Consider the following 20215-nt stretch of genomic DNA (forward strand, 5'->3'; position numbering starts at 1 on the left):
GCGATGTCTAGGCACCCAGAAGAGACGTGGGACTGCTAGAAGCGGTACGTAACGCGGACGGCAGGCCGATGCGAGCACATGAACGGCGGTTTTTTTCCGTTCCGATGGCGGCCAACTCCTCAACCTTCAAGGGTCGAGGCGCGCCCGACCCGGAGGGCTGGCTGTGAAAAAGCCAACACACCGAGTCGACGTTCGCGTGAACGTGAATGTTGCTGGTTGCCTTTGGGCAATCGCCGCAATCATTCATTGCTTCATCTGAGCAGGCGGGAGGCTTCGGCCTCCCGTTTCTTTTGTGCGGCAAACGCGGGTGGGTCGTCGTGAGATTGGCGCAGCGTTGACGCCCCCACTCCCTGCGCTCCACGATAAGCGCGGGAGGCACATCACAATGGCCAAACGATCCGCGAAGAGCAGCCCGCCATGGAAAGACGGTGACCCAATCACCGTCGCCACGCTGGAATGGTGCCTCGACCGGTTGCCTTTGAGATGGCGCGAGCGCCACTGGGTGGCGAGGTTTATCTTCCGATCTACGAACGGCTTGAATCGGAGCTTGCCGCGGCCAAAGCGAAGGAAGACATGATGCAGCGAGTGCGCGTGCGAGCCGCGCGCGTTATGCAAGAGCACCGGATCAAGAAGTATAAATGACGACTGCTGAGCACGAAAATAAGACCCGAAGATCGCGCGAGCCGACCCACGACATGCCCCTCTACCCCACTGAGGCTCAGATCTCGCGCGCGGTGCTGGGTGACCGGGCCAAAGATTGGAAGCGCATCGCCAAGGTCCTGGAGGACAAAGAGGGGTTGCCGAAGATCAAAGAGTTGATGGGCGGTCGCTTTTGGCCTGCGGTGGTCGCGTTCTTTTATGGATGGCAGTGCGTTCCAATGAGCGGCAGCATTCCTGAATACGCCCCACCGTCCCGGATTCAAATTGTCCCGCCACCGAGAGGGCAGAAGCCAGTCTGAGGCATATTTCGCGCCCCCAACGCCAAACCAAAGACTAGTTGCCCCCTCAGCTTTGCTCGCCCTATGGTGGCGGCGGGGTTGTGAGGGAATTTTCATTATGCGTCTTTTGATAATTGCCGCGGTGGTGGCAATGTGGGGGCTGCCGGCGCGCGCGGACATTTCAGAAAGGACCGACTTGCGTGTTATGACGCGGCCGCGCGTATCGAGCGGATTAAGCCGATTGCCAGCCTCGGTCCGCCATCCGCGGTGATAAAGCCCACTCCGCCTCTAACGCCTTCCCGACCCTCCCCGTTCGCGGGGAGTTACGTTGGTCTTTCGGGCGGGTATGACATCCCAGCCATGGGGACCGGCCGCCAAAGCGTTGTCGGCGCGACGCCATACGCACCCGGCGGAGTTGTACAAGGGGCGTCGGTTGGTGGTTTCGCAGGCTACAATGTCGTCGAAGGCCATCTGTTGATTGGGGCCGAGTTGCGAGGCCGCTATAGTTTCGCGAAGGTGGAGGATTCGGTGGAATCATCTCCAATTTCAACGCCGTTGCCCGTCTTAATCGGCTCGTGCTGGGGGTGCGGGCTTGGTGGTGGCATTTCCACCGACGCGGTAACTTTGTTCTCTGCTCATCGATATAGCGCAAGTTACCGAAGGCCCTACGCCATCGATGCTTCGTTTAGGGTTGGTTTCACAGCCAGTGACTGGTTGTTTTACGGACGGGCCGGTGCTGGTATCGAGAAATCAGAATCGATCTCTACCGCCGACGATTCCAGGTCGGTCTACTGCTACAGGCCGACTATTGTTCAGAGGCCGAACTCAACGGGTGGCATCGACTACTTGGCCAACTCGTGTGCGTCACAAGGCAATGGACCGACTACGACAGTGACTCTTATCAACGGCTACGCGCCCTTAGTCTCTATAGGTGCCAGCATTGAGCGCAACTTCCATAACCTTTTCCTAAGAGCAGAGGCCGAACTTACAGGACACTCGATTCCCAACAGCGGCTCCATCCGTGAACATGGCGCTGGGATATAGATTCTAATCTCGTGGCGGAATGCGTGGCTCACCGGACTGGAAGCGAATCGCTAAAGTCCTGGTAGACAAGCAGGGCTTGCCGAAGATCAGCGAGTTGATGGGCGCCCGGTTTTGGCCTGTGGTGGTCGCGTTCTCTTATGGTTGGCAGCACATCTCGCTGGACAATACGGCGGGTTGAGCCAACCAATCGGCCAAGCTCCAGATTTGAGTTCGTGCCGCCCCCAAGGAGCAAGTGGGAGGACTAAAGCGGACTCCTCGCTACTTGTCTGCGCGCCCGTATTTTTCCCTACGTCCAAAGTCTCGCAGACGCGCTGCACTCCTGCTTGCGTTCACGCCTCGGTTGCGGTTGGATGCGGCTTCAATTCGGACATTCAGATGCCTACGTTGTCAGCCCAGCAGTTCCAAATAACTGACGACATCGCTCCGCGCGACGCCGAGGCGCTGACCTCTATCAATGATGAAATTGTAAGGCTTGCGAAACGACGCCGATCAACGATTTCCGTGGCCGGTCACCTGGCCCGATAAAAAATCGCATGGAAAATTGAGACCTTCGCCGAGGCTGTGCTCTATAGGATCGTAGCACTTGCCGAAGGGACGGCACTCTCCTGGAACGAGGCGATGCCGCTACCGGCCTTTCTCTGCACACGAGCGCTCGTTGAAACCGTTGCCCTACTTGTCGATTTCGAAGGGCGTGTGTCCAAGCTACTCAACGCCGAGGATCTGAAGGGGCTTGATGAACTCACGATGAACAGGATCTTCTCCAGCCGCGACGAAGAATGGTTGAAGCAGTCTCCTGAGTTCAAAACGGTGAATGTGCTCACACACATCGAAAAGCTGGACAAGCTTTTGCCGGGCGCTTTGGACCACTATGTCAATCGGCCTGTAAATTTGACCCCTCATCGGCGTCCAATTGTGACCCCTTCGTGCGCCGCGGTTTGACGGTAGCGCTCGGCTCGTTGGAGCTGGCCGGGATAGCGGAGACGAGACGAGCGCGGGTGGCGTGATCGTCGTCGCGGCTTTTGAAGCGCCAGCTGTCATTGCCGGTCTCGACGATGTCACAGTGATGGGTCAACCGATCGAGCAGCGCGGTGGTCATTTTGGCGTCGCCGAACACGCTCGGCCATTCGCCGAAGGCGAGATTGGTGGTCACGATGACGGAGGCGCGCTCATAGAGCCGGCTGACGAGGTGGAAGAGAAGCTGGCCACCGGACTGGGCGAAGGGCAAATAGCCGAGTTCATCCAGCACAATGAAGTCCATCCGGGTCAGATGCTCGGCGAGCCGTCCTTGCCGTCCGTTGCGGGTCTCGGTCTCGAGGCGATTGACGAGGTCGACTACGTTGAAGAAGCGGCCGCGGGCACCGGATCGGATGCAGCTTCTGGCGATGGCAATGGCCAGGTGGGTTTTGCCTGTGCCGGTGCCGCCAACCAGCACGACGTTGCGTTGTTGGGCGATGAAGCCGCCGCCAGCAAGATCATTGACGAGAGTCTGATTGATCGGCGTGCCGTCGAACTGGAAGTCGGCGATGTCCTTGGCAAGCGGAAGCTTGGCAATGGTGAGCTGGTATTTGATCGACCTGGCTTGCTTCTCGTTGATCTCGGCGTTGAGCAGGTCGCCGACAATGCGCTGAGGTTCGTGCTGGCGCTTGACGGCAGTTGCCATGATCTCGTCGAAGGCAGCCTTCATGCCGTAGAGCTTGAGTTCGCCCATGAGGTCGAAGATTTGGGTTCGTTCCATCAGATGGTCCTCCGGAGGTTGTCGTAGCGGGCACAATCGGCGATCGGTGCATGACGGAGCGTCAGTGCGGCCGGCGTCATGATGTTGGCCGGTGGGGCGGGTTCACGTTGACGGGCCAGGATATTGAGAACGACATCGGCCGAATGGACGCTGTGACTGAGCGCTTCGGCACAGGCCGCTTCCACCGCGGGCAGACCGTCAGTCAGCACCGCGTTGAGGATGTCGACCATCTGCCGATTGCCGTCGTCGGTGCTGGCAAGCTTGCGCCGGATCCGCTCGATCGCGGCTGGCAGCACCCAGTCTTTGAAGGGAGCACCGTTGCGCAAGGCGCCGGGTTTGCGGGCGAGCACCGGCACATAATGCCAGGGGTCGTAGACGGTATCGCCGCGGCCAAAGGATCGCGGGTGCTCGGCAACGATGCGTCCATCCTGACGGATCACGATGCGATCGGCATAGGCTTGAACCTCGACCGGTCGTCCGACTGCGCTGGCTGCGACCGAGTACTTGTTGTTGTCGAAGCGCACCAGGCAGGTCTTCGAGACCGATGCCGTCACCGCATGGAAGCCGTCGAAGCGGCCGGCATAGGGAACGAGTTTGGGGCGTTCGGCTTCGAACACTTCCCAGATCGTCTGATCGACCAGCTCCGGATGGCGATGAACCTTGGCGTAGGCGATGCATTTGTCGAGCAGCCAGGCGTTTAACTCGTCGAGGTTTTTGAACCGCAGCCGCGGCGTGAAGAAGCGTTCCCTGACCAGCCCGACCTGGTTCTCGACCTGCCCCTTCTCCCAGCCCGACGCTGGCGTGCAGGCGACCGGATCGACCAGATAGTGGCTGCACATCTGCAGGAAGCGGCGATTGTAGAGACGCCCTTTACCGACGAAGATCGTCTCTACGGCGGTCTTCATGTTGTCGTAGATGCCGCGGGTGCAGGTGCCTTTGAACAGGGCGAACGCCCGGTCGTGGGCGTCGAACACCATCTCCTGCGTCTCCCGCGGATAGGCCCGCACGAACAGCATGCGGCTGTGACAGAGCCGGACATGGGCGGCCTTCACCATCACCGTGGTGCCGCTCAGCAAGACCACCTCGTGGCTCCAGTCGAACTGGTAGGCTTCGCCTGGGGCAAAGCTTAGCGGGACATAAGCAGCCGCGGTCGATTGCCCGCGTTCCTTGCTCCACCGCCTGGCGTAACGCCGCACCGCATCGTAGCCGCCGTCATAGCCACGGCTGCGCAGCTCTTCGAAGATCCGGATTAACGTCAGCTGTTCACGAGCCGGTTTGGCCGCGTTCGCCGCCAGCAGTCCGTCGAGCTCTACTGCCCATCGTCCCAGCTTTGGCCGCGGCTGCACTTGCCGCTCGTACTCGAAGGAGGTCTCTCCTGACCTCAGCACCTTCCGGACCGTGTTCCGCGACACCTTCAGGTCACGGGCAATCTCCTTGATCGTCTTGCCCTTGATGAAGTGCTCGCGCCGAATCCGCGCAATCGTCTCCACGATCAGCATCCTCGACCACCTGCTTCATTCCAAAGCAGGCAGCGCAACAGACCAACCTATAGGGGGTCAATTTTGGACGCCGATCCCCCGGCTTAGGGGGTCAATATTGCAGGCCGAATGACACGAAGCCGCGCGCGAGGCCTTCGAAGCCGCATGGACCGGGCTACTGCCTACAATTCCCGAAAGTGCCTTCGCCGAATGGCGCCAAGATCGCGACTGGCGCGCTGAGGTTCCGGCCAAGCGGGCGCGTGGCGAGAAGCTCGACAGTGAGATCAGAAACACGCTCATGCGCTGCGTCTGCGGGACCACATTCGACAGCTGGAAACCGGCGGAGAGCTACCCCCACCGCGCACACATTACCGCCGCGCGGGCGGCCAACGGAACATACCGATGAATCACGCCGCAGAGCGACCCTACGCGGAGCCGGAAGCGGCCGCGCGCAAGCTCGTCGAGATCGCGGCCAAGATCGAAGCTGTTCAGGACGGCCGCATCTATATCGAGCGGATCAACGCGCAGTTCATGTTCGAGCTGAAGGGCAGCGGGAGAGAGTTCGGCGCCGGGCTCAGATACGCCATCGAGCGCGGCTGGTTATCGAAGCATGAAAGCGGCACCTACGTGAAGCTGATGCCGCCTGGGGAAGATCTGCTGACTCGCAAATAGGAACCGTCCTTACTGCTTCATCCTACTTCTGTCGAAAATGAATGCGGCTTGAAACACCCGCTCAACTTCTGTCCTCACTTCCACGGAAACGTCCTGCCGTATGGTGGCAAAGTCCTTTGCCAAGTTCGCAAGCGACCTAGCGGCTTCGACCTCGGCCTCTTGCTGAGTGTCGAATTCCAGACCTTCCTCGTCCGGGTACAAACCAGTGTCGTCCCGGATGTCGAAGTAGTACCGGGTCATAAGCCGCCCTCATTCGAGGGAGAGCATAGAAGAAATGTTCGCGTGTTCCTATTCTGGCGGCTGCAGTCCGGGTGATCTCAACCACTCGCTCAAGTGCGAGCCGGTCTCGGCCTGTCTGGCCTTGCGGAGGAAAGCTTCTCGCTCGAAGCCGGCAGGGAGCTTCTTGGCTAGCTCTCTTAAGCGTGCGGCTTCTTGGGCAAGACGTTCTTCGAGGGACACAGTTTGTTTAAAACGACGGCGTCGCTGCATGACACACCTCGATCTTACGGGTCCTAACCGTTGGGTTTGAGTTCTTGCAGCCTAACGCGCGGGCAGTTCCGTGGTCTGTGCCCTAGTGAACACAAGTTCCACGCGATAACGCGGGGACCTCGGATCACAATTGAATGTTACTTATCGCGGGCAGCCGGAGGGGAACGCCATGGAAATGGACCTTGCCGAGCGCTTCTTTTTGGGTCTCGCATTCATAGGTGCAAGCTGCCTCTGTGTCGTTTTCTCCGTCTGGATGCTTACTTGAAGTTCTGGCCCGCCAGCGTGAACCGGCCGCCGGACTTGCTTTTCCGCACCCAACGACCAGCAGTAGCCCGCGCACTCGACGAGCCACCTCACGCCCTGCCGCCTGCCGGATAAGCACGGGTGAACTCTCCTTGGCGCTTGATGCGGTTGTAGCGAAAAGTGCAGCCGTGCGCCCGGGCAAAGACCTCCGCCTCTGCAATCGCGATGGCACGCGTGCCGCCAAACGCACGCTCGATGTAACGGTCCCGAATTATCAATTTCTGGTTCGACCCGACGTCATCCAAAACCGTCGCTAGCTTAAGCAGGAAGTCTTCGCGCGTCTCTCATAGGGACAAACATGCAACGGCGAACGCCTGAATGCCAGCAAGGAGCTATGAAAGGCGAAACCTCGCCGCACAAATAGCCCGTCCTCAGTCTTTGGGCGGGAATGGATGGATGACGGCTTTTGCGTCCGTCGCCTGTGCGATCAGGACTGCAATTCCGTCCAGCGTTTGTCGGTCGTTGATTCCGAGCGACAGGCGCCGATACCGGGCGATCTTGTCGTCGTACTGAACGCACTTCTCACACATGGCTTCCCCCTCGGCATAGAGGGCGGGAGCGTGAAGCACTCTCAGTCACCGATAGGCGCCTCGGACGGGGCGGTGATCTCCGGACCATAAACCAGAACTCGGGTTCCCGACAGAAGGAACACGACAACCTGAAGATCTAACAAGACAAGACCGCAAACGGAGGCAGCCTCACTGCCTGCGCCGTTCGACCTCGAATGTGAATCTGAGCTGGAGCACCGGACCGCCGTCGTCCCGGACTTCAATCGACATCTGGTGGCTGCCGTCCCCGGGGGTCCGAACGGCATCTCGGGCCATATCGGCCAGCGAGCGCGCCGCCTCTTCTTGCACCTTCTCTACGGTTGAGAGTTCCAGACCTTCCTCATCCGAGAAAATCTCGTCACCCTCTCCGATATCAAAATAATACCGTCTCATCAGACCAGAACGACGCCAACCTCAAATTGTTTCTTTCGTAAAACAGACCACGCCCAAATCAAACTAGGCGACTGATGCCGAAAGCAGGCCGGTCCCCTACCTATGCTCGTCCCTCGCGAGAGAAGCCAGTCTGTCCAGTTGGCCAGCCAAACCCACATAAGTTCGGGCGATGTTTTTCAGGACGTCGGCGCGATCTTTGGAAATGCCGCTCGCGCCAGAAAGTCGCTTGTAGTGGTCAGCATGTTCTCGGCACTCAGCAATGTTGATCACTGGCTCTGCCTTCTGTTGGCCGTGCGGGTCACAGGAGCGCCTTCCCCGCTGGCTTGCCTTCTACTATGTTAGCCCCCGTTAAAATCAGTCTTATGACACTGGTTAAATACGGAAGCGCCCCCTTCAGTTTGGAAAAGGAACCACAAGGGCGGCTGATATTTGAGTCGTCGCTGGCTCGCCGGCAGAGCTGGCGGAGCGGCCCCGGCCTACCCCCCTAAGCCCCTGCAGCCGGGGCCGTCTCTCCGTTGTCTTATCGGAGCAGCGTATGCGTTCCTCGCCCTCGATCGTGCCGGCCGACCGCCTCGACCGCGACATCTATCTAGTGCTTGAAGACTTCGGCGCGCGCGCCGGTTGCGCCTGGCGCAAGACGGACGAGGCTGACACCGACCTCGAGACGATCCTGCAAAATCTGCTGTCCGGCCAGTACGCCTATCCGGTCCGAATTGTATCCTTCAATCCCGTCGAGGGGTGGTCGCGGGATGCGACTTCCGATGTAGCCGATGCGTTGGCCCGGCGCGCGGCCGATACGGACGCCGAGATCTCGTCTGCATTGCAAGACTTCATCGCCGCCAACGCCACAAGGCGCTTCGACATGCAGCTAGCGCGCTGCCATTGCACTGGGTCGCCTGATGTCCAGCGAGGGTAAGCCGGTGCCACGACCACGACGTGCGTTAACTGCGACGATCTCGGCTGGTTTGCGAGAACCACCCGGACCGCCCTTGGGACGGCCCGCGCGCCTGCCCCTGTGGCGGCGCTGGCGCGCCCTGCCCGGCCTGCAACGCTGTTGGCGAAGGTGAAGTGCCACGCATGCCGGAAGGCTTTCGGGTCGAGGTCGACAAGGACGGCTGGCGGCACTGAGGTCCTTCGACTGATGTGAGCGGCCCCAAGCGCCTCGGGGCTGGAGGGGAACGGAGACACCGGGACCGCCACGACGCACCGGCTCGAAGCTGGGGCGCCGTGGATATTCTCCGCCCCGGGATTCGTCGCAGGCTCTAACAAATGTTGGGTGTCCCAGATTAACTTTGTGGGCTTCCGCCGTTGCGCTGTGCAACGCTATCAGAGTTCCTGCGCGGAACAGAGCCGACGAAATATTCCTGACACAAACCGCTGCTTCCATGCCTTCAACCGGGCGCGGTGTTTGTATCCTTAGTTGTTTTCATTCCCGGGGCTGGCTTTGCTCGAACCAATTTTTTTGACCGGCGTCGATAGACTTTGGACAGGGCCGCCCCACAAAGGCGGCCCTTTCTTCTGCGGGCTTCACACCCTATCTGAGCCCTATGCGTACAGCGTTCGAATTCTGCCTGCCGACCGCCGCCAAGGTGGTGCCTACCGGACCCGACTGGATCTACGAAATCAAATATGACGGCTATCGCCTGCGCGTCGAACGCCAGGGCAAGACCGTGCGGCTCTTCACCCGCAACGGCCACGACTGGACCAAGCGCTTCCCCTGGATCGTCGAGGCCGCGCTGAAGAACCGCGAGCAGCAATTCGTCATCGACGGCGAGGCCGTGGTGCTCGGCGTCGATGGCGCATCGGACTTCAACGCCCTGCACTCGCGCCGGCACGATGACGAAGTGCAACTCTATGTGTTCGACATCCTCGCGGTCGGCGGCGAGGACCTGCGCCAGCTGCCACTGACGATGCGCAAGACCAATTTGGCGCGGCTACTGCGCGGTCGGCCGGACGGCATACTCGTCGCGCCATTCGAGGCCGGCGAGATCGGCCCGGACCTGTTCGGCGCGGCCTGCCGCATGGGCCTTGAAGGCCTGGTCTCGAAGCGCCGCGACCGGCGCTATGGCGCCGGTCGGTCGAAAGACTGGATCAAGGTGAAGAACCGGACGCATCCGGCGATGACGCGAGAATTCTAAGCGTTCGCCAGCGACCTCCCGACCTGAAACAAAACGAAAAAGCCCGGCATCGAGGGCATCGATGCCGGGCCAATTGTCCTTGGAGGAACGAGGGGGTTTGCCCCCTTAGACGCTTAGCGGATCGCCGACGTTCGGTAGGTTGCGATCAGAGCTCTTTCGATCAGCGGCTGATTGATTGCCAAATGTGGTTCAACGATGAGGTCCAGGTGTTCACCACTGACTGGAATGACCTCCACTCGCTCCACCAGTCGATCCCAGCCCATGCGCGGAGCGACGTGGGGGCGTCTGCAGGAGAAAAGCGTGCCGGTGATTGGCAGTTGCTCATGGGCTTGATGGACCCAATCCCGAAACGCGCGCATACGCAAAACTTCCTCTGCCTCCAGCGTGAGCATGAAGTGGGTAGCTGGAGCGAACTTCCATTGCCTGAACTCGAGCACGCGCCTGAGCAGTTGCTCTCGACCCAAGCGCACAAGGATCTTGGTAAAGGAACGGCAGAGCATCCTGTAGATGGTAACTCGGTGAGTCCGGATGCGCTGAAGCGTCCGGCTGATTGTTTCCGCGTAGCCGCTAAATTCATTTCCCACATTGGTGTCCAGTATGCCGAAAAACCTTACTTTCCTACCCTCGGCTATGAGTCGACGCCCGAGCTCGAAAGCAACTGCACCTCCCAGCGAATAGCTCAAAAGCCTTACGTCGCCACTGGGCTGGACGCGGCAGATCTGCTCCATGGCTGCAGCCGCCATGTCTGCGACTTCTGATTGCCCGGATAAGAGCGCATTCAGAGCCGGATATCGGACGGTGGTGACTTGGGCCACATCGTCCAACGTGGCCCCGAAAGCGATTAAGCTGGGACCGAAACCGACTGAACCCGGCACCAGAAACAACGGCGGCTTGCTTGATTGGTCACAATCCAGATCCGCATCCTCGCCAAGTGCGCGGGCCACCGCGGCAGCCATACGGGCTACGTCCGCGTCCAACGCAAATGCTCTGAGGTCAAGTTGCCTGCCAATTCGGTTTTCCAATTCCATGACAAGCTGGAGAAGCTGCAGAGAATTTCCTCCCGCTTCATCCCACGAGCCTACCGCGCTCCGCGTACCAAGCACCCGTTTCCATCCCTGCTCGACTGCCGAGTACGCATAACGGAGTTCATCTGGTGCCTGTCGTGCGGGCGAGACGAGACGGGTTCCGGCGAAAGCTTCATCGTGGGCACGCAGGGCGACGACATCGATTTTGCCGCCCTCAAGTCGGGGGATGTTCGCAATTTCATGTATTCGCTTGGGGTGAAGCGATCCCGGAACAGTCCTGCGGATGGCTTCCCAGATTGCACCTGGGAATGCAATTCGGGAGTTGGGTTCAAGAACGACAAAGATCACCAATTCGCTCACAACCGTGACGACGGCGACCGCGTCGGTCACGTGTGGAATCCGGCGAACCGCAACCTCGAGCTCCGCGGGTTCGAGGCGTCTTCCATTGACCTTGATCTGCCGGTCTTTACGACCGACAATGTGCATGACGTCTCGATCATCGAACATGACGAGATCGCCTGTAGCGTGTATCCGACGCTTCGGGTCGGTGGGATCAATGCGAGATGGAATCAGTACCCCCTTTTCCCATCGCCCGAGCGTTACGAAGGGGCTGGATATGATGAGCTCGCCGGATTTGCCTTGTGCAACGGAAGTTCCATCGTCGCCAACCACGGCAAACCAAATCCCCGGCAGCAGGCACCCCGCCGGAGCCGCAATGGCACCCTCGGCGAATTGTGCCGGAGGGAAGCACTGGGAGCCTGTCGTCTCCGTCGAAGAGTAGCCGATCTGAACGTAAGCGCGCGGCATCGCCTGACGAAAAAACTCGATGTCCGCCGTTAAGACCTTCTCGCCGCCAATTCTGAGGATTCGCACTGACTGAAAATCGTCGTGATGTCCGGCAGAGATCATGGCGCGGAGCAGCGTGGGAACGGAATAAATGACCGTAGCGCACTGCGAGCCAATTGCCTGCCGCGTCCCATGGAGGCCAAGTGCCTCGATGTCCACTATGTAGAGCCTCGCACCGATCAATAGTGACGTCAGCATTTCCCTGCAGCCGGCAATGGTGGTGGGCCCGCTCAGCGGTAAGAACACATCTTCGTGCGTCAGATGGGCTGCGTTCACATACTGCAATACGCGCTGGAGGAGGCTGCGTTGGCTGTTCACGATGCCTTTCGGACGTCCGGTACTTCCCGACGTGTATAGGATGAGAGCCGGCTCATCGACGGAGTGCGAAAGGGAAGCGACGGAGCCGCCATTTTCATCGTCGGCCAAATTTGTGATATCGATCCAGCGCATACCCGCAAGGTTTGCGAAACTCGGCGGAGCATCCTTCACGCAACCGATCACAAGGGTGAGTCGTGCGTCCGTCGAAATTTCGATGTTGCGACTGACTGGATCACGGCAGTTTAGGGGAAGGCAAGGTCGATTTGCCGCCATGCAGGCGATCATCGCAACAGGCTGCCATATGCAGCTCGGCATCATCAGCCCGACTGCTTGTCCTGCAGTGACGAGAGCAGAGAGGAGATTAGCCAATTTGACCGCGACGGAATGAAGCTGCGCAAATGTCAGGTGGTTCGTTCCGTCATCGAGGCAGATTCTATGAGGAAAACGGTCAACGACGCGGCCCAGATGTTCGATCGCCGGAATGCTGGAAAATTCGAGGGGCAGCCCTTCGAAAGGATTGATTGGGCCGCCATCATCCAGCGGCCCCTCCCGCACTGCATTCCACTCAACGCCGTCGACAACTGCTCCGCCCGATCGAGGGGTGAAACGGATCATCCCGGTGTCACGCTCTTTCAATGCGCTTGAGGGCCCAAGGGCTTGGGGCTTTGCGTTGGCAGGTGCCATGCCGTCGCTCCCTGTCAAGTCTCCATAATGTCGCAGATAACTGAGATACATCGCACAAACATCATTCGTTTGCATGAAGCACTGCGCGACTCGAAGACACCCAATGCCTGTTCCCGAGCCGGTTCCTAGCTCGCTGTCATGCACCTCCGGCGGCGGGCGCGGCGCAGCGGACGACCGGATTTCAACTGAAACGTAAAAGGGCCTATCGGCGGCATGGGCTATCGGTAGCCACCTTAAAAACGGCCCCGGCCATGGGGGCTTCTGAAGGTGTGTGGAGGCCCCGGGGCCGTTGGAATTACCTCGGCGGTAATGGGGTCGCCTCGGTGGTAATAAGTTATAGGAAGATCGGCAACCGGTGCCCCATGGGGTTCGGTGCGGCGCCCCATGGCGGCCCCATGGCGCTTCTGTGCGCTTTCGCACAAGCGGCCCGCCACTAGGTCCCGGAGCTTAATCCGAAGGGAAAACTAAGAGAGACCAATGACACCAACGACAGTCTTCGTTTACGTCAACACCGCCAAGAAGGTTGGCGACGTCGAGTACATCAAGATTTTCGCAACGGTGGACGCCGCAGAACGATGGTTAGAGGAGAACGACCCGGAAGGCGTCGTGTTCGAATACGATGTGATCGAGTGATCTGGCGTGGATAATCAGCGCCACATCGTTGGTGGGTTCAGGGCCCCGCGACCCGCCGCCTTCAACGCATCGGTTGAGAGCCGTCAGGTGCCGCAGCATCGAGCAGCTTCGAGCCGGTGCGGCAGCCGCGGGGGCCGCAAAAAGCTCCGGCTCCAGCGTTGCCAGAAGCTGGAGCCGTGCTGTCACCGAGCTTCCGACCCACGGGGATAGGCCAGTAGCGATTCGAAAATGCTCCATGCCTGAGAAGGTTCCTGAGTGGTTCTTAGCTGCTCGTTAAACAAGGAGGAGCAGTCTCGGTTTCGGGACGGGGCCGTGTTGGGAGAACGCGCGGTCTTGTGCTTGGGGCGAGGGCCCGCCAGCTCAGTTAGCCCCGGCGGGCCTTCCCTCACCTATGTTAAGCATCCAGCGTTTGTTAAATAGATCATATTGCAAGCTGGAAGCGCGGCAGTAGGATCATCTCGCTGGGGCTGGCTGCATGTTTCACTTAGATCTTTTTACCCGGCCTTATTTGACCTTGCGCCAGGGCCGCAGCCGCTGCGGCCCTTTTCGTCGCGCTCAACACCTGCTTACGGATAACGCCTTGGTGAACGAAACCGTTTATTGCGTCACGCGAAGCGATCCCGAAACAGTCCGAGCCCAAACTCCTCTCATTAACGAGGGGATTTCAAAATGATTACGCTGGAAGCAATTGCGGTCGCCCTTGGTGCCGGATTTACCTTCGCCATGTTTTCGGGCGACCTAGGCGCCGACGTAGTTCTCGCCATCGTCGCCTGCCTTTCTTAACGAGATGGCCCGCGCGGGTGAACCGGCGGGCCTCGTGCATCTGCTTCAACCGCCGGCGGTGTGCCAGGGCCACTTGTGCGCTAGCTGGCGGCTTTCCCACTCACGAGCGGCAGTAGCGCGCGCTCTCGACGAGCCACTTCACGCCCTGCCGCCTGCCGGATATGCACGGGTGAACTCTCCTTGGCGCTTGATGCGGTCGTAACGAAACGTGCACCCATGCGCGCGGGCGAAGACTCCCGCCTCTGCAATCGCGAGGGCACGCGTGCCGCCGAACGCGCGCTCAATGTATGGGTCGCGAACTATCAGCCGCTCGTCCATCGCGAGACCTTCCAAACCACTCGCTAGGCGAAGCAGGTAGTCCTCGCGCGTTTCCATGAAGGCCCGCCGTCCGCTAATAGATCATGTCATCCATGGGAGTACATGGCACGGCTCGCTTTCCAGCCCCCAATGCTCGCGGCTGCCGATCCAATTGCGGATTAGAGCGCCGGGAGTCCTAGGCCCGCCAACGTGAACCGGCGGGCCTTTTACTGTCAGATGCCGGAGACCCCTGCCCGGCGATGTCGAGGCACATACTGAGCTTAATTTCAGGCCTCGACCGCCCAGGCGGCGAGCAGAATGAGCGCTGCGATCGCCTGGCCCACCGAAGGAGTACCCCTAGAAATCCCAATCAATACAGACTTGGCACAAGGTGCATAGACCCTTACTTCGAGCCATAGCATCCTGACCAGGCAATGGTTGGGGGCCTTCGTGCTCAGTGCTGGCGAGTATCGAGAGCTAGCGGAAGCGTACCGCGCGAAAGCCGGCGCCCCTGGCCTTGCCCCGAATAAGGCCACTGCACCGAGGAACATCGCCCGAAGCCTGAGCGCGCTCCCGAGCCAGCTCGAAATACTTGATCTCTACGACAAGGCCCCGCCGAAGCGGGTGAGCGCGCCATGATCGAGCGGCTAATCCAGACGGGCATTGTCACGGTAGGCGCCCTCAACGCCGGTCTAATGGTCTGGCTGATCCTTACGCTCTAAGCTGTGGTCATAAGTACGCAGCTTCAGAATGCTTATTGTCCTAAGGGGAGCCTTTACCCAACTCGCGCCGGGGACGATACATGCGAGGCGAGCAGAGCCTTCATTGTAACGAATGTGGGGCTTCCAACTCGGTGACCTATTGGCGCTTTGAGGGCGCTCTGAGCAGGCTAGTGGGGCGGCCGGGTCAGGCCCGCGCCGGCTGAAGTCCGGTCTAACCTGGCCGCCCCTATTCGACTCCCGGCTCGTGCTGTTGGGCCTCCATGACGACAGCCAACACCCGAGCACGCCAACTGCGATCAGCACCGCGACCGAAACCCGCTGGGAGCCTTGCCCATGCGTTCAAACACCCCCACCCCGCGGTCAGACGACCTCCCTGGCGAAATAAGGCGTCGGCGGCCGGTTTCTGGCGATCTGTCGGGCAAGCTCGCAGCGACGTCTAGCGAGATCCGCAAGTTTCGCATCAAGGAGCTGCGCGCGGCCGCTGATCGGCTTATTCGCCGTGCGGAGGCGCTCCGCGTGGAGGCAAAGCGATTACTCAAAATGGCCCAACGCGAGGAAGCGAAGCTGGCGCGCGCCCCCCCCGAGAAATCCCCGAAGCGCGGCGGCGCGCCGGCCTAAGGCTTTGCTGACTAGCGGATAATTTGTCCGCGCACCAATTCGCAAAGCGCAGAACCACTAAGGTACCTTCCGAGAACGGCATCGCGGAGCCAGGAAAACGTTGGACAGCTCGTGCGTTAAAGAGGATTGGGGCGACGCACTGGAGCAGAAGCATGCGAACTGCAACTCTCGTGATGATTGTAGTTGCCGGAAGCGCGATTGCCTTCCAAGCAACGGCGCAACAGCAAAAGGCCGCACCTAGCGAGCAAACCAACGAGGAGATTCACCGAGATGTAGACAAAGGGCTCAAGACTAGCGAGCCGAATGAGCAGATGCAGCGTGATGCAGACAGAGGAGTAAAGACACGCAACTCTGGAGATTCCGGATATGTGGCAGATTAAGACAAGCCGGGCGCTTCTGCGCATCCTCCGGGCCGGCCGGTAGGTGAGCAGACCACGGGTTCAAGTAGCCAGACCGGAGCTCCGAAATAGAGCCGTTAGCAAGCTTACGTCGGCGCAAGATCGACGTACCGGTCAACTCACTTTTGAGAAGCGATCAGCGGGACCGTTCGTGCGAACTGCACATGAGCTGGTGGTTGCAACCGCAAACACCAGGATGAGTGCAAGCAAAGAGCCGTAAAAGCCGACAACGGCAAGCCGCCATTTTCGTAACAGAGGACGCTCCGATGTGGTGGGTCCTGCACGAGAAGCTCAACGACATCGAAGCCAGCATGCTTCGCCCAAACCTCGACCTCCTACGCATCGCAAGAGAGGTGTTCCGAGCGCTTGGTTCGCGATGACTCTGCTCCAACATACTTGTCGAGCGCCTGCACAAAAGCATGGGCTCCTTGGCGTTCTCGATAGCGCTGTAGAAGCTCAACCCAGCGCGGCCTCCTGGCTTGAGTACTCGCACCATCTCCTTCAGCGCCCCCGGCCGATCAGTGAAGAATTGTAGGCCGAGCTGGCGAGCACAACGTTAAAGGTGTTTGCATGGAACGGCAGGTCGAGCGCGCTACCCTCGGCCCAATCAACAGTCGCAGACTTTACCCTCGCCACCGCGAGCATTGCCGTGTTGGGATCTATGCCGACTAACCGGCCGACGTGCCCTCGCTGCTCAGCGAGCCGCGCGACGACGCCTGTCCCGCAGGCGATGTCGAGTATGCTTTCTCCACTCCTTGGCCCGACACGGTCGAGCAGATCATTGGCCCATATCGAAGTGATAGCTGGAACGAGGTAGCGCTCGTAAAGCTCGGCGCGCTCGCATCCATTTGCCAGTGTTCATGAGCTGTCATGACTCCCCCAATAGTGTCCGTGCGATAGTAGCAAAAGGGCGCCCCAAAGCGGAAGTCGATGCCGAATTGCCGGTGGTCCGCTCATCGAGGTGGACCGGAAGCAACCGGCCGCCCATCCGAACGACGCTCATGCCCCAAAGCGGTCATTAGCTGACTGCATCTCGCTCCCGCGCCGATCTGGAGTACGTGGCTCAGCTGGGATCCCTTCGTGCGTAACGAACGCCGCGCGGCGAATCGCCGAAGCGAGCTCGGAACAAGCGATTGAAATGCGAAACATCCGAGAAGCCGACCTCTAGAGCGATATCGGAAATTAGCCGCGCGCTGGCGCTGGACTCGGTCAGCAGTTTGAGCGCTCGTTGGAGGCGTAACTCATTGACGTGCCCGGTGAACGACGATCCTGATGATGCCATCAGGCGCTGCAGATAGCGAGGTGAGATGCCTTGGCAACGAGCTACCATCTCGACGCTGAGTCCTGGTTCTTGAAAGTGTGTCTCGATGTAATCGAGGGCGGCGCCGTGGCGCGCAGTCACGACAGCGCTCGCACTGCTCTCGCCCAAGGGAGCGCACTCGCCGATTGCGAGCGCCAGGAGATCGTGTATGTGAGCCACGACCGCATCTCGCAGCTTCGGGGTGGCCAGAACACTCTCATTAAATGCCGACTTGAGATAAGCCATGAGAAGTCGGAGCGCTTCACTTCGGTGAGAAATCGGCCGCATGGCGCGGCTTTCGACGTTCGTCACGCGCTGTGCGAGGGCGTCGCGCGGTACGGCAAGACCAAATAGCAATCCGTCGACATAGGTGACGCTGGCCGGCTCGGAATGCAGAATTGCGATGGCGTCGCCGGCGTGAAGCTCGATTTCCTGACAACGCTGCGATAGTTGACTTCTGCCGGGAGAACTGAGGATGACTCCGATCGAGTCATCACCATCAGCGATGCTTGCTTGCAAACGCTTGAAACGCATAGGGGACCCTTTCAGCGCGAGCCTGCGCAAACCTCGGATCGCTTGAAGCGTTGCGTAGGCCTGAAACGGTGCGTTCGATAGAGGCTCAATATCAGCGTGGACTATGCCTCGCCCAAACTCCTCGCGCCATACCGGGACTCGCATCCGCTCCGGAAACTCCCGCGTGGAGAAGCGATGTGATACGAATTCGGCTGCGTCCATAGACATGGGGACCTCCAGCCTTGTTGGACATCGGGATCAAATGCGACAAACTTACCGGTATCTGCATTTTGCAGTTCGCGCACCGAACTTGCTTTGATCTGTGCGCAAGAGTCCAAGAAGCGACGCCATTGGCCTGCTAGTCTCGCTCACCTATATTCAATGTTGATGTGAACTTGTTCACTTAGCGGCGAGAAATTAGGTCTATAGTGATTGCGAAAGCCGCGGCGTCAAAAAATCTCCTTTAAGAGGAGGCGGTCGTGATGGCTCTATTTCTGATTGCCGCTATCGGATCTAGTTTAGATATCCTTGGCAGGGTGAAAGAGTAAGCCCCGCTTCTATGACTCTCGCGATTGATCGAACTCAACGATCCGCGGACAGACTGTCCTGCAGCACTAGACGTTCTCTGATACCGATTTCGTGTCGCGCCTCTTCGGCCACATCGTCGTCATCCGAGTTCGTCGGACACAAACTAGTCCGGCGCCGTTGATATTTACCGCCGGTTGAAATGGTCGAAATCTATCGTCAACGGTGATGATCAAGCGAGGGTTCGATCATGTCCACCTTAGTCGAGATGTTTTACCGTGAGTATTGCCGTGCCCGCCTCGCCGAAATGCGGAAGCAGCTTCTGATACCGGTTGCCAGCGACGACATATTGCAAACGTTTTGGGAGGACGGCGATCCTTCCGGCCCAGGAAATCAGAGCACCGGCTGGCAAACGAAAGAGCCTCCAACCATCAGGTAGCTCGGGCTCGTAACCGCATCGTTTGGTCGGATACCCCGCTTGGCACCCCCAGCCCGGAGCAGCAGAGCGTCTCATCGACCGATGTGCGAGCACGCCGGCAGGTCAAACAGATGCACGATCGAACTCACACCTCGAAGCGATTGATCGGCGAAACTCCGCCGGAGTTCAGGGGGGTGGCCGCGACCTGCGCATCGATGTCTGTCGCGGGATCGCGCTATGGTGGATCTTTCTTGATCATGTTCCCAACAACATCGGAAGCTGGCTGACACCGCGCAACTACGGCTTCTGCGATGCCGCCGAAATATTCATGTTCATTTCGGGCGTGACCTGCGCGCTGGCCTACGGCAGGACACGTCAGCGCGAGGGCTGGAGCGGCATGATTGGCCGTTCGCTGCGGCGGGGATGGGACATCTATGCCGCGTTTCTGCTGCTCACGCTCGCTTGCACCATCCTCGTCTACCTCGCGGGCAGCGATCGGCTTGCCGACGTGAGCAATACGCGGATTCTGCTCGATCATCCGGGCGCGACGCTTGCGCATGCCGCAATCCTGCAATATCGCCCTGTCAACACCGACGTCTTGCCGACTTTCGTCATCTTTCACGTGTTGTTCGCGCCGCTGCTGTGGATGCTGCTGCGAGCACCAAACGTTACGCTTGGTGTTTCGCTGTTGCTTTATGCACTCGTACACATCTTCGGCTGGAGCGTTCCAGCCTGGCCCAACGGCGCCTGGTTCTTCAACCCGTTGGCTTGGCAGCTTTTAATCGTGCTAGGCGCGTGGTGCGTCATCGAAGGGGATAAGGTCCGGCCCTGGGTGACGTCGCGCACGACGCTTACCCTTGCTGTTGTCTATCTGGTTTTTGGCCTGGTCCTCGCGCTGAGTTGCAGCGGCAAGCCGCTGGTCCCGCAAACTTTGTCCGATCTGCTCTTCCCGCTGGATAAATCGAATCTCAGTCCGTTCCGGCTGTTGCATTTCCTGGCTCTTGCAATTGTGGTGCTACGGTTCGTTCCTCAGGATTGGCGCGGGCTGTCGACGCCAGTCATGCGCTGCGCGAGGTGCTGTGGCGAGAATTCGCTGCCAATCTATTGTCTCGGCGTCCCCCTAGCCCTGGCCAGCCACCTGACGCTGCTCGACATCTCGGATCGCCTTGCGATGCAGTTCGTGCTTAGTCTTGCTGGAATCCTGGCGATGATCATCGTCGCGATGCTGCTGAACCGGATCAGCGTCAAGCACGGTCATTATCCCGGGTGGAGGCAGTCGACCGAGAAGGTCGCACCGGCATTCTCTAGCTGGCAGGTTGCGGATGGAACGCGGAAGGAAGCTCTTGACCCATAATTGGTATCGCGCCCGCCTTGCTCCAGGTCGGCGAGCTGTCGCC

At 59.5% G+C, this 20215-nt stretch carries 17 protein-coding genes and 1 pseudogene; 8 read left to right on the forward strand and 10 right to left on the reverse strand.

Annotated elements, in window-relative coordinates; translation table 11 throughout:
• Positions 1-638 precede the first annotated feature (638 nt).
• Entirely contained in the window at positions 639-959 is a 321-nt protein-coding gene (locus AB7G19_RS22855) for a hypothetical protein (RefSeq protein ID WP_441253848.1), read from the forward strand.
• Between the two features lie 1894 nt (positions 960-2853).
• Here AB7G19_RS22855 and istB read toward each other — a convergent pair.
• The gene (gene istB / locus AB7G19_RS22860; protein WP_441253413.1) at positions 2854-3717 is read right to left on the reverse strand and encodes an IS21-like element helper ATPase IstB; all 864 of its coding nucleotides are present in this window, start codon (positions 3715-3717) and stop codon (positions 2854-2856) included.
• Positions 3718-3725: 8 nt separating this feature from the next.
• Positions 3726-5216, reverse strand: a pseudogene (gene istA / locus AB7G19_RS22865) (IS21 family transposase); the annotation flags it as partial.
• Positions 5217-5597: 381 nt separating this feature from the next.
• On the opposite strand from istA, the gene AB7G19_RS22870 reads away from it, so the two are divergent.
• Positions 5598-5867, forward strand: a complete 270-nt coding sequence (locus tag AB7G19_RS22870; protein WP_166341791.1) for a hypothetical protein — start codon at positions 5598-5600, stop codon at positions 5865-5867.
• Positions 5868-5876: 9 nt separating this feature from the next.
• Here the strand turns inward: AB7G19_RS22870 and AB7G19_RS22875 are convergent, their stop codons facing one another.
• The 4 genes from AB7G19_RS22875 to AB7G19_RS22890 all read right to left on the reverse strand — a co-directional run bounded on the left by AB7G19_RS22875 (position 5877) and on the right by AB7G19_RS22890 (position 7600).
• Complete coding sequence (locus AB7G19_RS22875; protein WP_166341789.1) at positions 5877-6107, reverse strand: DUF6894 family protein; 231 nt, start codon at positions 6105-6107, stop codon at positions 5877-5879.
• A gap of 48 nt (positions 6108-6155) precedes the next feature.
• Positions 6156-6356, reverse strand: coding sequence for a hypothetical protein (locus AB7G19_RS22880; protein ID WP_224517253.1), 201 nt, complete (start codon positions 6354-6356; stop codon positions 6156-6158).
• Positions 6357-7030: 674 nt separating this feature from the next.
• On the reverse strand, positions 7031-7228 hold the full coding sequence (locus AB7G19_RS22885; RefSeq protein WP_166341785.1) for a hypothetical protein: 198 nt from the start codon (positions 7226-7228) through the stop codon (positions 7031-7033).
• A gap of 129 nt (positions 7229-7357) precedes the next feature.
• Positions 7358-7600, reverse strand: a complete 243-nt coding sequence (locus AB7G19_RS22890) for a DUF6894 family protein (RefSeq protein WP_441253850.1) — start codon at positions 7598-7600, stop codon at positions 7358-7360.
• Positions 7601-8135: 535 nt separating this feature from the next.
• Here AB7G19_RS22890 and AB7G19_RS22895 point away from each other — a divergent pair.
• Both AB7G19_RS22895 and AB7G19_RS22900 read left to right on the forward strand, forming a co-directional pair.
• The gene (locus AB7G19_RS22895) at positions 8136-8516 is read left to right on the forward strand and encodes a hypothetical protein (protein ID WP_441253852.1); all 381 of its coding nucleotides are present in this window, start codon (positions 8136-8138) and stop codon (positions 8514-8516) included.
• A 631-nt stretch (positions 8517-9147) separates the two neighbouring features.
• Complete coding sequence (locus AB7G19_RS22900; RefSeq protein ID WP_441253854.1) at positions 9148-9738, forward strand: ATP-dependent DNA ligase; 591 nt, start codon at positions 9148-9150, stop codon at positions 9736-9738.
• 113 nt (positions 9739-9851) lie between these two features.
• On the opposite strand, the gene AB7G19_RS22905 is transcribed toward AB7G19_RS22900, so the two are convergent.
• Positions 9852-12611, reverse strand: coding sequence for an AMP-binding protein (locus tag AB7G19_RS22905; protein WP_441253856.1), 2760 nt, complete (start codon positions 12609-12611; stop codon positions 9852-9854).
• Between the two features lie 477 nt (positions 12612-13088).
• Between AB7G19_RS22905 and AB7G19_RS22910 the strand changes: the two genes are divergently transcribed.
• Positions 13089-13244 (forward strand): hypothetical protein, encoded by a 156-nt coding sequence (locus AB7G19_RS22910; protein WP_166341775.1) that lies wholly within the window; start codon positions 13089-13091, stop codon positions 13242-13244.
• Between the two features lie 921 nt (positions 13245-14165).
• On the opposite strand, the gene AB7G19_RS22915 is transcribed toward AB7G19_RS22910, so the two are convergent.
• On the reverse strand, positions 14166-14402 hold the full coding sequence (locus tag AB7G19_RS22915) for a hypothetical protein (protein ID WP_441253858.1): 237 nt from the start codon (positions 14400-14402) through the stop codon (positions 14166-14168).
• Positions 14403-15379: 977 nt separating this feature from the next.
• Here AB7G19_RS22915 and AB7G19_RS22920 point away from each other — a divergent pair.
• Together AB7G19_RS22920 and AB7G19_RS22925 are read left to right on the forward strand one after the other, a co-directional pair.
• The gene (locus AB7G19_RS22920) at positions 15380-15664 is read left to right on the forward strand and encodes a hypothetical protein (protein WP_441253860.1); all 285 of its coding nucleotides are present in this window, start codon (positions 15380-15382) and stop codon (positions 15662-15664) included.
• 152 nt (positions 15665-15816) lie between these two features.
• A complete protein-coding gene (locus AB7G19_RS22925; RefSeq protein ID WP_354134873.1) occupies positions 15817-16044 on the forward strand; it encodes a hypothetical protein in 228 nt (75 codons plus the stop codon).
• A gap of 519 nt (positions 16045-16563) precedes the next feature.
• Here the strand turns inward: AB7G19_RS22925 and AB7G19_RS22930 are convergent.
• Entirely contained in the window at positions 16564-16917 is a 354-nt protein-coding gene (locus AB7G19_RS22930) for a methyltransferase domain-containing protein (RefSeq protein ID WP_441254543.1), read from the reverse strand.
• A gap of 208 nt (positions 16918-17125) precedes the next feature.
• The gene (locus AB7G19_RS22935; protein ID WP_441253863.1) at positions 17126-18103 is read right to left on the reverse strand and encodes an AraC family transcriptional regulator; all 978 of its coding nucleotides are present in this window, start codon (positions 18101-18103) and stop codon (positions 17126-17128) included.
• A gap of 758 nt (positions 18104-18861) precedes the next feature.
• On the opposite strand from AB7G19_RS22935, the gene AB7G19_RS22940 reads away from it, so the two are divergent.
• Positions 18862-20172 carry an OpgC family protein gene (locus tag AB7G19_RS22940; RefSeq protein WP_441268128.1) on the forward strand — a complete coding sequence of 437 codons (1311 nt, stop codon included), beginning with the start codon at positions 18862-18864 and terminating at the stop codon, positions 20170-20172.
• Positions 20173-20215: the final 43 nt, after the last annotated feature.

Source organism: Bradyrhizobium sp. 215_C5_N1_1 (assembly GCF_052075935.1).
In the GTDB taxonomy this organism is placed as follows: domain Bacteria; phylum Pseudomonadota; class Alphaproteobacteria; order Rhizobiales; family Xanthobacteraceae; genus Bradyrhizobium; species Bradyrhizobium barranii.

What these genes read in the sequence shown, in the direction of transcription:
- AB7G19_RS22875 (WP_166341789.1), bottom strand. Translation starts at nt 6,107, where the DNA reads ATGACCCGGTACTACTTCGACATCCGGGACGACACTGGTTTGTACCCG.
- AB7G19_RS22900 (WP_441253854.1), top strand. Translation starts at nt 9,148, where the DNA reads ATGCGTACAGCGTTCGAATTCTGCCTGCCGACCGCCGCCAAGGTGGTG.
- AB7G19_RS22890 (WP_441253850.1), bottom strand. Translation starts at nt 7,600, where the DNA reads ATGAGACGGTATTATTTTGATATCGGAGAGGGTGACGAGATTTTCTCG.
- AB7G19_RS22870 (WP_166341791.1), top strand. Translation starts at nt 5,598, where the DNA reads ATGAATCACGCCGCAGAGCGACCCTACGCGGAGCCGGAAGCGGCCGCG.
- AB7G19_RS22910 (WP_166341775.1), top strand. Translation starts at nt 13,089, where the DNA reads ATGACACCAACGACAGTCTTCGTTTACGTCAACACCGCCAAGAAGGTT.
- AB7G19_RS22935 (WP_441253863.1), bottom strand. Translation starts at nt 18,103, where the DNA reads ATGTCTATGGACGCAGCCGAATTCGTATCACATCGCTTCTCCACGCGG.
- AB7G19_RS22880 (WP_224517253.1), bottom strand. Translation starts at nt 6,356, where the DNA reads ATGCAGCGACGCCGTCGTTTTAAACAAACTGTGTCCCTCGAAGAACGT.
- AB7G19_RS22920 (WP_441253860.1), top strand. Translation starts at nt 15,380, where the DNA reads ATGCGTTCAAACACCCCCACCCCGCGGTCAGACGACCTCCCTGGCGAA.
- AB7G19_RS22895 (WP_441253852.1), top strand. Translation starts at nt 8,136, where the DNA reads ATGCGTTCCTCGCCCTCGATCGTGCCGGCCGACCGCCTCGACCGCGAC.
- AB7G19_RS22925 (WP_354134873.1), top strand. Translation starts at nt 15,817, where the DNA reads ATGCGAACTGCAACTCTCGTGATGATTGTAGTTGCCGGAAGCGCGATT.
- istB (WP_441253413.1), bottom strand. Translation starts at nt 3,717, where the DNA reads ATGGAACGAACCCAAATCTTCGACCTCATGGGCGAACTCAAGCTCTAC.
- AB7G19_RS22905 (WP_441253856.1), bottom strand. Translation starts at nt 12,611, where the DNA reads ATGGCACCTGCCAACGCAAAGCCCCAAGCCCTTGGGCCCTCAAGCGCA.
- AB7G19_RS22855 (WP_441253848.1), top strand. Translation starts at nt 639, where the DNA reads ATGACGACTGCTGAGCACGAAAATAAGACCCGAAGATCGCGCGAGCCG.
- AB7G19_RS22915 (WP_441253858.1), bottom strand. Translation starts at nt 14,402, where the DNA reads ATGGAAACGCGCGAGGACTACCTGCTTCGCCTAGCGAGTGGTTTGGAA.